This window comes from Vreelandella sulfidaeris Esulfide1 (genome assembly GCF_054072535.1).
Genome location: NZ_CM133364.1, coordinates 143,122 through 156,045 on the forward strand (window position 1 = coordinate 143,122; position 12,924 = coordinate 156,045).

Consider the following 12,924-nt stretch of genomic DNA (forward strand, 5'->3'; position numbering starts at 1 on the left):
CTAAGCCGCCGGCCCATTATTTTCACACTGACCCAGCATCCGTGAAATCGCAGCGTCGGCGCCTTGCAGGCTAAAGGTCATATACCACGGCTCGCGCTCTTCCTGGTCAAAACCGAGAAACAGCTGCTCACCTTGGCGCATATCGGTCATCAGGGATTCCAGGTCGCTTAGGTAAAAGTGGACATAAAAGCCATCGTCACCCCGTTCGGTAATAAATTCTGCCATGGTATCAATCACCGGCTGCTCATCAACACGCAGCCGGGCGGGCACAAGGTTAACTGCGCGGCTTTCACCCTGCTGTTGTTCAAGGGTGACGCGCATCTCCAGCCAGGGTAAATCGCATACGCCTTGAGTCGCATTAAGGCTAAGCGTTGCGTCTGAATAGCTGTGGGTTTCTACCGCCCGGTAGTGCTGTTCTCCGCCCAGCGAGAGCGTCAGCGATTGCCAATGGTCATGTGTGGCTATCTCGTCCGTATTGAACGTGGCCGCATTAGCCGCGGGCATGGCGGCCGCCAACAGGGCCGTCACCATGGCAACCCCTGTTAGCGAGGAGAGGCGTTGGGAGTGAGTTGTGAGCATACTTGAAGCCAGTTAGCCAAAAAACACTAGCCTATAGCGTGTGGAGGCCCAGCAAAAGAGTAACGCGCTGATTTTTCTATATATGGTAGAAAGGAATAAAAAAAGCCCCTCATGTAGTGTGAAGTCAAGGCTATACTTCACGCCGATGGCACGTATAATCGCTCTATTTGAGCGCTATATTCACCCCGCTGTGAAGGAGTTTTGCGACATGAGTACCGCTGCTAAGGCTATGAAGACCTCTAATGACGTTCCGATGCAGGCCCCCTCGCAGGAAATCTGGGATGCCAAATATCGTCTCAAGGACCGTCATAGCCAACCAGTCGATCAGGATGTCGGTGCTACGTTTGAACGTGTTGCACGCGCCCTCGCAGCGGTAGAAGGTGACAAAGCGGAAGAGTGGTTACCGAAATTCCGCTGGGCGCTTGAAAACGGCGCCATTCCTGCAGGCCGTATTCTTTCTAATGCGGGTGCAGAGGCCTACAAGCCGGCGGTAAGTCTGATCAATTGCACCGTCTCGCGCACGATCCGCGATTCAATGCGCGATATTCTCGACTCGGTGGTCGATGCGGGCATGACGTTGAAGTCGGGAGCCGGTATTGGCTACGACTTCTCAACGCTGCGCCATAAGGGCGCGTTTGTATTTGGCGCTGGCGCAGGCACGAACGGCCCGCTGGCGTTTATGGATATCTACGACAAGATGTGTTTTACCGTGGCCTCTGCTGGTGGTCGTCGCGGCGCACAGATGGGCACCTTTGATGTAGGTCATCCGGATGTGCGCGAATTTATCCAGGCTAAACGCGAAGCGGGCCGCCTGCGCCAGTTTAATCTTAGCTTGCTGATCACTGATGAGTTTATGGAAGCGGTCAAAAACAATACTGATTGGCCGCTGGCCTTCCCGCTGCACCCCGGTGAAAAAGAGGACGTAAAAGCGGAAGATCTGATCTACCGCGATTGGCCGGTGGTCGAAGAGGGCTACACGGTGGATGCCGAAGGGCGCGTCGCCTGTCGCATTGTAGAAGTGATCAAAGCGCGCGAACTGTGGGACACCATCATGTCTTCCACCTACGACTACGCCGAGCCAGGCTTTATCCTGATCGATCAAGTTAATCGTATGAACAATAATTGGTTCTGCGAAGATATCCGCGCCACCAACCCCTGTGGTGAACAGCCGCTGCCGCCGGAAGGCGCTTGCCTGCTGGGTTCCGTCAACTTGACCAAGTTTGTGATCGATCCCTTTGGCGCCGAGCCGCGCTTTGACTGGGAGCGCTATCGAAAAGTGGTCGCTATCTTTACCCGTATGCTCGACAACGTGGTTGAGATTGCTGGGCTGCCGCTGCCCCAGCAGCAGCGAGAAATAGAAGCCAAGCGTCGTCACGGCATGGGTTTTTTGGGCTTGGGGTCGACGCTTACCATGCTCAAAATCCCCTACGGTTCCAAACAGTCGCTGGTGTTTACCGATGAAGTAAGCCGCCATTTGGCGATTGAGGGCTGGAAGCAGGCACTGGAACTTTCTCAAGAGAAGGGCATGGCGCCGGTACTGGAGCAGGAACATACCATTACCCCCAAAATGCTGCGTGAGCGCCCGCAGCTGGCCAAAGATGGCTACGAAGTGGGTGATCAAGTGCCGGGGCGTATTCTGCACGCCCGTTACAGCCAGTACATGGCGCAAGTGGCCGAGCTTGAGCCCGAGCTAGTCGCCCAACTGGCCGAGCACGGCGCGCGCTTTACCCACCACAGCTCTATTGCGCCGACCGGCACGATTAGCCTGTCAATGGGTAACAACGCCTCCAACGGTATTGAGCCCTCTTTCTCGCACCGCTACTTCCGCAATATTATTCAGTCGGGTAAGAAAACCAAAGAGCAGGTAGAAGTCGTCTCTTTCGAGCTAGCCGCTTATCGTCACTTTATTGCAGCTGATGCTGTCGACAGCGATTTGCCTGATTATTTTGTCACCGCTGATGCGATCTCGCCCGAGCAGCACGTCGCCGTTCAGGCTGCCGCCCAGCACTGGGTCGATTCGGCGATCTCGAAAACGGTCAACGTGCCTACTGAATTTCCCTTTGAACAGTTTCAAAACCTCTATTTACAAGCCTATGAAAGCCGCTTAAAAGGCTGCACTACCTTCCGCTTTAACCCCGAGGCTTTCCAAGGCGTGCTGGTGCGCGAGGATGATCTTAAAAACACCACCTACGTGTTTGAGCTGGAAAACGGCGAAACCCTTGAGCTGACCGGGAATGAGAAGGTGATTTACGACGGGGAAGAGCATAACGCTGCCAACCTGTTTGATGGCTTAAAAGAAGGCACCTACGGCAAATGGTGATGCCGCGCGAAGCGCCATCTATTTACTAACGCACACCTTTGCTAAACGGAGATATAACCCATGGCTGTTGAAATCACCTCCAAAATTGTCGGTTATCGCATTAAGCAGCAAGACCAGCCCGTGCCCACTCCCGAGCTGCAGGATGAAAACCCGCTAACGGTGCGTATACCTTCCCGCCCGGAAGGCACCTTGGAAGCCGTGTCAGAAAAGATCTCGTATGTCGGCGCGGAAGGGCGCAAAAAAGTCTATCTGTTGGTGTCGTTTATGCCGGTGGAAGGCGTCATTGGTGGTAAACGTGTCGTGATAGAGCGGCCGGTGGAGTTCTTCTTTCCATCGGGCCAGCTCTCCAGTGAGCATCAGTGGATCACCGCGACCATGCGCAGCCTCTCGCTAGCGGCGCGAGGCGGTTACGTCACCCAGGCGGTGGCGGATCTGCGCAAAGTGGCTTGGGATAAAGGCTTGGTTCGCTGTGGCATGAACCGTTGGAACAAGCCAATGTTCCACGATTCAGAAGTCGCCGCCATTGCCTGGTCGATTCAACAGATTCTCTATCGCCGCGGCTTTTTGGATCGGGATGGCAATCAAGTGCCGGTTGAGCAACTGGTTGAGCGTTACGCCCACCGTATGACGCATGGCCATGCGTGGCAGCCCGGTGCGGAGGAAGAGGTAGCTGACGCACCCGTAGAGGCGGGTGCGGTAGAACCTATCGGCGGGAAAGCAACGACAGAAAAAAAGCCTGAGGGCAGCGGCCCAGCCACAGTGGGTAACTGCCCCGAGTGCCGCGGTGAGCTTATCATGATGGATGGCTGCCCGACCTGTTACGCAGGCTGTGGTTGGTCCAAATGTGGCTAATAAGGCATTAGCCAGCTAGCAGGGGCGTTGTTAACTACTCTCTGGCGCTTCCATTGCTTCAACGAACCCGCGTGCTCAATAGCACGCGGTTTTTTTTAAGCTGAGTCGGCTAGCACCATACGAATATTGTCATTGAGATAACAGTCATCAAATCCCGCTTCGTCACATAGCGCTTGCAGGTCAGGAATCGTTAAATTGTGGCGGTCACGGAACACTAATCCATCTTCGCTGAGCCCTGTAAAGGTACGGCTAACGTGGACCGGGCTGAGGCCAAGAACATCGGCCAGCTGCTCTTGAGAAAGCGGCAGACGGAACTGATTACTAATGTCGGGGTTGGTTTGGCGCAGCCGCAGATACATTTCATAGAGAAAATGGGCCATCTTTTGGCGGGCGGTGCGCCTTGCCAGCGTGACTAACCGTTCAGTTAGCATCGCTTGCTGACGGCTGCCAATGGCAAACATTATAGATGTGAGTTTGAGTGACCGGCGGAAAATGTTCAACATACGCTTATGTGGGAAGTGGCAAACCACACCGTTATCAATCATGCGCACGTTTTCAAGGCGTTCGGAGAAAGCAAACTCCCGCAGCCCGATAATATCGCCCGGCAAAAACACCTCCAAAATTTGCCGGTCGCCATTTTCTAGATGACGATAGGAGTAGGCCCAGCCGCTTTTGAGGGTACAAAACTCATTGGCCGGATCGCCTATCTCCCAAAGTAATGCGCCTGATTTAATATTAGTTGGGCTCTCCTCAAGGGTAGTAAGGAGCTGCTTTTCCTCCTCGGTTAATGAGCAAAAGTGGCTGAAGTGTTTGATAATGCAGCTTTTTTCATGACTCATGACTTATCCCTTCAGAAGAGAATTACTTAATCCTGCTAATGATTATTGGCTCGCCACTATAAACAATGTGGCCACCTATTGCGTTGCCCACATGTACTCTCTAGCGCGGCTATTTAGTCTGAGGGAGGGCAGACGCCCCTCCTCAAAAGAACCAACACCCATAAAGAACAAAAAACCATAGATAACAGCAGTGTAGTGTCAGCGCTTCGTTGCGCGGTTTCCACGTTCCAGCAGGGGTGCTAAGAAACGTCCGGTATGCGAGACATTCTGTTTTGCAATCTGTTCCGGTGTGCCTTCGGCAATAATCTGCCCGCCACCGGAGCCCCCTTCAGGCCCTAGGTCGACAATCCAATCGGCAGTTTTGATCACATCCAGGTTGTGTTCAATCACGACGATAGTGTTGCCATGATCCCGCAGGCGGTGGAGCACCGTCAGCAGTTGGCGTATATCTTCAAAGTGCAGTCCGGTGGTCGGTTCATCCAATATATACAGTGTCTTACCCGTATCACGCTTGGCTAATTCACGGGCGAGTTTTACCCGCTGTGCTTCCCCGCCGGAAAGAGTCGTTGCACTCTGCCCCAGGCGAATGTAGGAGAGGCCCACATCGAGCAGGGTCTGCAGGCGACGAGCAATGGCCGGTACCGGGCTGAAGAATTCTAGCGCGTCTTCCACCGTCATGGTCAGCACTTCGTGAATGGTTTTGCCCTTGTAGTGAATATCCAACGTTTCGCGGTTATAGCGCTTGCCTTTACAAACATCGCAGGGCACGTAGATATCCGGCAGGAAGTGCATTTCTACCTTGATCATGCCTTCGCCCTGGCACGCCTCGCAGCGTCCACCTTTAACGTTAAAGCTGAAGCGACCGGGTTTGTAACCTCGAGAACGTGCTTCCTGGGTGCCTGCAAACAGCTCACGAATTGGCGTAAAAATGCCTGTGTAGGTGGCCGGGTTGGAGCGCGGCGTACGCCCAATCGGACTTTGATCGATATCGATCACTTTATCGAGTTGATCAAGCCCTTCGATCTTCTCATAAGGTGCGGCGGTCAGCGTGGTGGCGCGATTAAGCTCCCGAGCCGCGATCGGCATCAGCGTGCCGTTGATTAGCGTCGACTTGCCTGAACCAGAGACGCCGGTAATGGCGATAAACAGTCCCAGCGGCAATGTAAGCGTTACGTCTTGCAGGTTGTTGCCGGTAGCGCCGCGTACAGTCAACTGCTTTTCCGGGTTGCCGGGAATACGGTAGGGCGGCACGGCAATTTCGCGCGTGCCGATCAGGTACTGACCGGTCAGCGAGTTGGGATTGTCCATCACGTCCTGAGGCGTACCTTGAGCGACGATTTCACCGCCATGTACGCCCGCCCCAGGGCCGATATCCAGTACATGATCGGCGGCACGGATAGCATCTTCGTCGTGCTCAACCACAATGACGGTATTACCCAGGTCGCGCAACCGCTCAAGGGTTTTCAGCAGCCGGTCATTGTCGCGTTGGTGAAGGCCAATTGACGGCTCGTCAAGGATATACATTACCCCGACCAAGCCAGCGCCAATCTGGCTGGCCAAGCGGATGCGCTGGGCCTCACCACCGGAAAGGGTGTCTGCGCTGCGCTCCAGGTTGAGGTAATCCAGGCCGACATTTACCAGGAACTCTAACCGGGCGTGGATCTCGTGGACGATTTTATCGGCAATCTCGCCTTTGCGTCCCGGTAGGCTTAGATCGGCAAAGTAGCGCCAAGCTTCACCAATCGGAAAGCGTACGACGTCGGCGATATTATGGTCATCCACGTACACATGGCGTGATTCTTTACGCAGTCGTGAGCCGTTGCAGGTGGCACAGGGCTGTACCGCGATGTATTTGACCAGGTCATCGCGCACCATATTAGACTCGGTTTCCCGATAGCGGCGCTGCATATTGGGCAGCACGCCCTCAAAAACATGCTCGCGAGTAACTTTACGGCCGCGGTCGCCGACATAGGAGAACGGTATGGCCTCGTCGCCGCTACCATTGAGAATGATGTCCTGCTCGTGGCGGGCGAGCTCTTGCCAAGGCGTCTCTAGCTCAAAGCGGTAGTGCTTGGCCAGCGCCTGGAGCTGGGTAAAGTAGTAAATGTTGCGCCGGTCCCAGCCTTTAATCACGCCTTCCGCCAGCGATAGCTCCGGGTGGCTGATCAGCTTTTCGGGGTCGAAGTACTGCTGCACGCCCAGCCCATCGCAAGTGGGACAAGCACCCGCCGGATTATTAAACGAGAACATGCGCGGCTCAAGCTCCGCTAGCGAGTAGCCACATACCGGACAGGCAAAACGCGACGAGAAAGCAATATCATCGCGCTCGCCATCCATAAAGTGGATCATGGCGGTGCCGTCGGCGAGGTTCAATGCTGTTTCAAACGACTCCGCCAAGCGTTGGGCGAGGTCGTCGCGTACTTTGAAGCGATCAACCACCACGCTAATATCGTGTTTTTTACGCTTATCCAACGGCGCAATGTCGTCCAGTTCCAGCACTTGGCCATCAATTAAGGCGCGCACAAAACCTTGGGCTCGCAGCTCTGCCAATAGTTGCAGATGCTCGCCTTTACGCCCTTTGACCACCGGCGCCAGCAGCATGAGCTTGGTGCCTTCGGCAAGGTTCATGACCTGATCGACCATTTGTGAGATCGTCTGGGCCTCAAGGTCTTCACCGTGCTCTGGACAACGTGGCGTTCCCGCCCGGGCAAACAGCAGGCGCAGATAGTCGTAAATTTCGGTGATAGTGCCCACGGTTGAACGCGGGTTGTGGGAGGTAGACTTCTGCTCAATAGAGATCGCAGGCGAAAGCCCTTCGATGTGATCTACATCGGGTTTTTCCATCATCGACAGGAATTGGCGTGCATAGGTGGAAAGTGATTCCACATAGCGACGCTGCCCCTCGGCATAAAGGGTGTCAAACGCTAACGATGATTTACCTGAGCCGGATAGGCCGGTAATCACGATCAGCTTGTTACGGGGCAGTTCCACATCGATCTGCTTGAGGTTGTGGGTGCGTGCACCCCTGACCAGAATGCTGTCCATCAACACCTCGAATCGCGCGGCAAAAGCGTGATTATACGTTCGCCGGGCCCCTCCCGGCAAAACCGCTTTGCAACATGCGACAACCCGCAACGTTTCCAGCGCCTGCCCAAACCGCTAGAATAGAGGATTGTCTCAAGCCGTTACGTTTATTCGCTGCATGCTAATCCACCACATAGTTATTTTTCATCACACACAAGGGCATTATGCGCAAGGTTTCCGCACTATTGCTGGCCTCTGAACGTCGTGCGATCAGCGGTTTGGCCGGGCTTTATGCGTCTCGCATGTTGGGTCTATTTATGGTGCTGCCCGTGTTGGCGTTATACGCCGACACGTTAGTGGGCGCGACGCCTCTATTGGTGGGCGTTGCGTTGGGTATTTACGGCTTGACCCAGGCGACGCTGCAAATTCCGTTTGGGCTACTTTCTGATCGCATTGGCCGTAAGCGGGTGATCGCGATGGGGCTGGTGATTTTTGCTCTGGGCAGTGTCGTCGCCGCGCTCTCGGACACCATTTTCGGCGTGATCGCCGGGCGGGCGCTGCAGGGAGGGGGCGCCGTGGCCGCCGCTATTATGGCGCTGCTGGCGGATCAGACCCGTGAGGAAATCCGTACTGGTGCCATGGCGACCATTGGTCTCTCTATTGGCGTGTCGTTTGCCATTGCCATGGTGCTGGGCCCATGGCTAGCCGCCTGGGCGGGCCTGGCCGGTGTATTTTGGTTTACCGCACTACTGACGCTGGTGGGGCTGCTGGTGCTGTGGCGCTGGATACCTGCTGCGCCTAGGCGGAGGCGCCACCGCGATGTAGGGATGGACCGTCAGCAATTCAAAAGTGTGATAACGCGGCCTGATTTATGGCGACTGGATCTATCGATTTTTGCTCTGCATTTAGTGCTAATGGCGATATTTGTCGCGGTGCCTTTTCGTCTGCTAAACGCGGGTGTGGCTATCGAGTATCATGGGCTGGCTTACCTGGGCATTATGGCGCTATCGTTTGTCGCCATGGTGCCGCTGATTATTGTCGCTGAGAAGCAACAGCGCATGCGTTTGATGTGCCTAGTGGCGATCGGCGCTATTGTGTTTAGTTTAGCGGGACTAGGGTTGCCACTGTCGCCAGGCTATTGGCTGTTTGTATGGCTGTTTGTGTTCTTCACTGGCTTTAATTTGCTGGAAGCGACGCTCCCTTCCATGCTCAGTAAGCTAGCCCCGGCGGGCGCGAAAGGTACCGCGATGGGAGTTTACTCCACCAGCCAATTCTTTGGCGCTTTTCTAGGCGGTACGCTAGGCGGCTTATTAGCTCACTACGGAGGCCTTAATGCAGTTTTTATTGGCTGTGCCGTACTGGCGTTGTGCTGGTGGATTGCTATGTGGCGGATGCCCGCACCGCCACCGCTCTCTAGCGAGGTGCTGGCGCTGCATGAAACCCAGACAGATGCGCTTGACTTGCTGATGGAACGTTTAGCTGATGTGGTCGGCGTGGAAGACGTGATGGTGGTACCGGAAGAGCGTTTGGTCTATTTAAAGGTGAATCGTCAACAGCTTGACCAGGCTGCGTTGACCAAGCTGATGGCGCCACCCAAATCTTAGCTTAACCGGTTTTAATTCGGCCTGGCCGCAACACTGGCTACGGCTTGCAACTAACCCTACATAACACCCTATTAAAGGAGCGCCTTATGGCTCGCGGCATTAACAAGGTCATCTTGATTGGCAATCTCGGGCAGGACCCCGAGGTGCGTTTTACTCCAAGCGGTACCGCCGTGGCCAACTTAAACTTGGCCACTACCGATACCTGGATGGACCGACAGAGTGGTCAGCGCCAAGAGCGTACTGAATGGCACCGCGTGGTGATGTTTAATAAAACCGCTGAGATCGCCCAGCAGTACCTAAAAAAGGGCGCCAAAGTTTATATTGAAGGGCGCTTACAAACGCGTAAGTGGCAAGACCAAAACGGGCAAGATCGTTACTCGACAGAAATTGTCGCTAACGATATGCAGATGCTTGATGGCGGTCGCAGTGGCGATTTTCAGGGCGGCGGCGCAGGCCAGAACAGCTATCCCCAAAATGCGCCCCAAAACTCGCCAGCCCCCAATAATCAAGGCGGCGGTTATCCTCAGCAAGGCGGTGCACCTCAGGGGGACAACTACGGCGGGCAGAACTCACAGCAGCCTCGCCCCGCCCAGCCTGCACCGCAGCAGGGCAACCAAGCACCACCGCCCAATCAACAGAACAGCAGCTACGGTGCGCCTGATCCAGGCAACTTCGATGACTTCGATGATGAAATTCCGTTCTGAGTAGCTTACTAAACACGCCATGTAGGGCTGGGCGTGAAAAGGAGAGATTGTCTTGAAGCTGCTAATATTGGATGCCGGACATTGCTTAAGCTTGGCACTGGCTCGGGAAGCAAGCCGTCGCACCGATACGGAATTAGTCATCGAACAAGGCACCACCATCACCGTTAAGCGTTTGGAGGCGATAGCCCCCGACGCCGTGATCATTCCACCGTTGGCGCACCCGTTGAGTATGGCGCCAGCGGCAGTAATGGAACATGCCGATGCGGTGGATGCGTGTTTGGATGCCTGCCTTGCCCTGGATGTGGCATTGGTATGGTGTGTTTCTGACCAACTCTACGAAGACGGACTGGACGTGCCGATTGATGAGCACGTGGTGCCGGCGCCACGCGATGACAGCCTACGCCGCTTGGTGCAGACCGGCGATCGTATACGTGCAGAATTTCAGCGTCACTTGCTTGTTCGCCTAGGCCCGCTGTTTGCATTGGAAGGCAGCCACGCTTGGCTCAATGAAATCATCGATCATTTGGTGGTTGGCCAAGCTGTGCGTGCGGCAGAAGACGTGATCTTTTGCCCCACGTCAGCGGATGCTGTTGCTATGGCACTGATCGGCATGCTGCAGCAGCAAGCCAGTGGTGCAAATGCGTGGGGCGCCTATCACCTTGCGGGTACCGAACCGGTCAGTGCGTTTACCTTTACCTCCATGGTGCGCACTCAATTATTGACGCACCTTGAAGGCCGGGGCGAGCAGATTACTCTCGGAGAGGTGCAGCCGCTAAAGCATCACCATGATGCTAAGCTGCGTCGTGTCTTAAATTGTCGACGTGTGCTGGATGTTTTTGGTGTTCATCAAAAGCCGTGGCGTTTAGAGGCTGGTCGTATGTTAGATGCGTGGTGTTTGACCCGTGAAAATAACCGTGTCAGTAATACAGGAGCGTCGGCTTGATAAATGTGGTTCGCAGCTTGGTATTTTATGCCGGCTATTTCTTTGCCATGCTGATGATCGGTATTCTGTTTCTGCCTATCGCGCCCTTCCTTCCACTTTCTGGCCGTTATCGCTTACTCAATTTGTATAACTACTTTTTGATGGTGTGGTTTCGTATCGCCTGCGGTGTGCGTTATGACATACAAGGCCAGGAAAACCTGCCTAGTGGCCCCTGCGTGATTCAGGCCAATCACCAGTGTGAGTGGGAAACCGTATTTTTGCAGGTGATGAAGCCGCCGGTATGTACCGTGCTAAAACGCGAATTATTGCGCTTGCCTATCTTTGGCTGGGGATTACGCCTGTTACGCCCGATAAGCCTGGACCGCTCCAAACCGGCAAGGGCGATGAAGCAAGTGCTCACTCAGGGCGTCGAGCGTCTCGGGACCGGCCTGTCGGTACTGATTTTTCCTGAAGGGACGCGGGTAGATCCTGGTCAGCGTAAGCGCTACAACAAAAGCGGTAGCGTAGTGGCGTGTCGTGCTGGGGTGCCCGTCTTGCCCGTGGCCCATAACGCTGGAGAACGCTGGCCAGGACGCCATTGGGTTAAACGGCCAGGCGTATTGCGTGTTCGCATTGGTAAGCCAATTGAGACAACGGGGCGCATGCCTGACGAGGTGCTCGCTGAAGTCGAAGCGTGGATCGAAACGCAACTGCAGGAAATTTCTGATGTGCCGAGGCCTACTTCCCGTTAGTTAAAGGCTTCCTTTCTAGGCCTTAACCTATTCGTCTTGTTAAACAAAAACGGCGCCCGCTGGGCGCCGTTTTTGTCATCATGTCAGTAGTCGTATCAGCATCAGTTGTTAAAACGCTGGAAGACTAAGCATGCATTGGTGCCGCCAAAGCCGAAGCTATTAGACAAGGCGCGCTCAATTGTCACGTCATCGCGGCGTTCGGTGACAATATCAAAGCCATCAGCCTGCTCATCCAAGTCCGCGACATTCGCTGACGCTGCTACAAAGTTGTGCTGCATCATCAGCAACGAGTAAATCGCTTCCTGAACGCCTGTGGCCCCTAATGAGTGGCCAGTGAGTGATTTAGTTGAGCTCATCGCAGGCGTTGTGTTTCCGAATACTTCGCGTATTGCTTTCAGCTCGGCAACATCGCCCACTGGCGTGGACGTGCCGTGGGTATTGATGTAATCAATAGCACCATCGACCGTTGCCATCGCTTGGCGCATGCAACGCATCGCCCCTTCGCCCGAAGGTGCGACCATATCATGGCCGTCAGAGGTCGCGCCGTAACCCACCAATTCGCCGTAGATTTTGGCACCACGTGCTTTGGCGTGCTCAAGCTCCTCCAACACCAGCATGCCGCCGCCGCCAGCAATTACAAAGCCGTCGCGGGCTTTATCATATGGGCGCGAGGCTTGCTCAGGGTTGTCGTTATAGTGGGTAGAGAGCGCACCCATGGCATCAAACAAGCAGGAGAGGGTCCAGTGCTCTTCTTCGCCGCCACCGGCAAACACTACATCCTGTTTGTTAAGCTGAATTTGCTCCATCGCACTGCCAATACAGTGCGCTGAAGTCGCACAGGCAGAGGAGATAGAGTAATTGATGCCTTTGATTTTAAACGGCGTTGCCAAGCACGCTGAAACGGTGCTGCCCATTGTTCGGGTAACGCGATAAGGGCCAACCCGGCGCAGACCTTTTTCACGTAAAACGTCAGCTGCTTCTACCTGATTAGCACTTGAAGCGCCGCCTGAGCCGGCAATAAGGCCAGTACGTTCGTTGGACACCTGTTCTTCGCTCAGCCCAGCATCTTCAATTGCCTGAGCCATAGAAACGTAAGCATAGGCCGCCGCGTCGCCCATAAAGCGGCGCAGTTTACGGTCGATGAGTGCGTCAAGATCGATATCGACGCTGCCCGCTACATGGCTACGAAAGCCACGCTCGGCATACTCTTCCTTAAAACGAATACCGCTACGCCCAGTTTTGAGCGCGTCCAGGACCTGTCGTTGGTCGTTGCCAAGGCAAGAAACAATGCCAAGACCGGTGACTACCACTCGTCGCATGGGAGCCTC

Annotated in this window: 10 protein-coding genes; 6 read left to right on the plus strand and 4 right to left on the minus strand. The window is 54.8% G+C overall.

Annotated elements, in window-relative coordinates; genetic code table 11:
- Nucleotides 1-579, minus strand: a complete 579-nt coding sequence (locus ACW44H_RS00660) for a hypothetical protein (protein WP_457506209.1) — start codon at nucleotides 577-579, stop codon at nucleotides 1-3.
- Nucleotides 580-787: 208 nt separating this feature from the next.
- Between ACW44H_RS00660 and ACW44H_RS00665 the strand changes: the two genes are divergently transcribed.
- A complete protein-coding gene (locus ACW44H_RS00665; RefSeq protein ID WP_447045202.1) occupies nucleotides 788-2,899 on the plus strand; it encodes an adenosylcobalamin-dependent ribonucleoside-diphosphate reductase in 2,112 nt (703 codons plus the stop codon).
- Nucleotides 2,900-2,959: 60 nt separating this feature from the next.
- Nucleotides 2,960-3,751, plus strand: coding sequence for a ribonucleoside-diphosphate reductase (locus ACW44H_RS00670; protein WP_457506210.1), 792 nt, complete (start codon nucleotides 2,960-2,962; stop codon nucleotides 3,749-3,751).
- A gap of 95 nt (nucleotides 3,752-3,846) precedes the next feature.
- Here ACW44H_RS00670 and ACW44H_RS00675 read toward each other — a convergent pair whose 3' ends face one another.
- Nucleotides 3,847-4,590, minus strand: coding sequence for a Crp/Fnr family transcriptional regulator (locus ACW44H_RS00675; protein WP_457506211.1), 744 nt, complete (start codon nucleotides 4,588-4,590; stop codon nucleotides 3,847-3,849).
- A 198-nt stretch (nucleotides 4,591-4,788) separates the two neighbouring features.
- Nucleotides 4,789-7,635 carry an excinuclease ABC subunit UvrA gene (gene uvrA / locus ACW44H_RS00680; protein WP_113271058.1) on the minus strand — a complete coding sequence of 949 codons (2,847 nt, stop codon included), beginning with the start codon at nucleotides 7,633-7,635 and terminating at the stop codon, nucleotides 4,789-4,791.
- Nucleotides 7,636-7,838: 203 nt separating this feature from the next.
- Between uvrA and ACW44H_RS00685 the strand changes: the two genes are divergently transcribed.
- From ACW44H_RS00685 to ACW44H_RS00700, 4 genes are all read left to right on the plus strand, one after another.
- Nucleotides 7,839-9,218 carry an MFS transporter gene (locus tag ACW44H_RS00685; RefSeq protein ID WP_457506212.1) on the plus strand — a complete coding sequence of 460 codons (1,380 nt, stop codon included), beginning with the start codon at nucleotides 7,839-7,841 and terminating at the stop codon, nucleotides 9,216-9,218.
- A gap of 86 nt (nucleotides 9,219-9,304) precedes the next feature.
- On the plus strand, nucleotides 9,305-9,922 hold the full coding sequence (ssb, locus tag ACW44H_RS00690; protein WP_457506213.1) for a single-stranded DNA-binding protein: 618 nt from the start codon (nucleotides 9,305-9,307) through the stop codon (nucleotides 9,920-9,922).
- Between the two features lie 52 nt (nucleotides 9,923-9,974).
- Nucleotides 9,975-10,865 (plus strand): sugar nucleotide-binding protein, encoded by an 891-nt coding sequence (locus tag ACW44H_RS00695; protein ID WP_113269866.1) that lies wholly within the window; start codon nucleotides 9,975-9,977, stop codon nucleotides 10,863-10,865.
- Nucleotides 10,862-11,596, plus strand: a complete 735-nt coding sequence (locus ACW44H_RS00700; RefSeq protein WP_113269865.1) for a lysophospholipid acyltransferase family protein — start codon at nucleotides 10,862-10,864, stop codon at nucleotides 11,594-11,596. Before ACW44H_RS00695 ends, ACW44H_RS00700 begins: the two co-directional genes overlap by 4 nt.
- Nucleotides 11,597-11,697: 101 nt before the next feature.
- On the opposite strand, the gene fabB is transcribed toward ACW44H_RS00700, so the two are convergent.
- Entirely contained in the window at nucleotides 11,698-12,915 is a 1,218-nt protein-coding gene (fabB, locus tag ACW44H_RS00705; RefSeq protein WP_457506214.1) for a beta-ketoacyl-ACP synthase I, read from the minus strand.
- Between the last annotated feature and the right edge of the window lie 9 nt (nucleotides 12,916-12,924).

Coding starts and splice junctions, on each gene's coding strand:
- ACW44H_RS00660 (WP_457506209.1), bottom strand. CDS start 579: ATGCTCACAACTCACTCCCAACGCCTCTCCTCGCTAACAGGGGTTGCC.
- ssb (WP_457506213.1), top strand. CDS start 9,305: ATGGCTCGCGGCATTAACAAGGTCATCTTGATTGGCAATCTCGGGCAG.
- uvrA (WP_113271058.1), bottom strand. CDS start 7,635: ATGGACAGCATTCTGGTCAGGGGTGCACGCACCCACAACCTCAAGCAG.
- ACW44H_RS00670 (WP_457506210.1), top strand. CDS start 2,960: ATGGCTGTTGAAATCACCTCCAAAATTGTCGGTTATCGCATTAAGCAG.
- ACW44H_RS00685 (WP_457506212.1), top strand. CDS start 7,839: ATGCGCAAGGTTTCCGCACTATTGCTGGCCTCTGAACGTCGTGCGATC.
- fabB (WP_457506214.1), bottom strand. CDS start 12,915: ATGCGACGAGTGGTAGTCACCGGTCTTGGCATTGTTTCTTGCCTTGGC.
- ACW44H_RS00675 (WP_457506211.1), bottom strand. CDS start 4,590: ATGAGTCATGAAAAAAGCTGCATTATCAAACACTTCAGCCACTTTTGC.
- ACW44H_RS00665 (WP_447045202.1), top strand. CDS start 788: ATGAGTACCGCTGCTAAGGCTATGAAGACCTCTAATGACGTTCCGATG.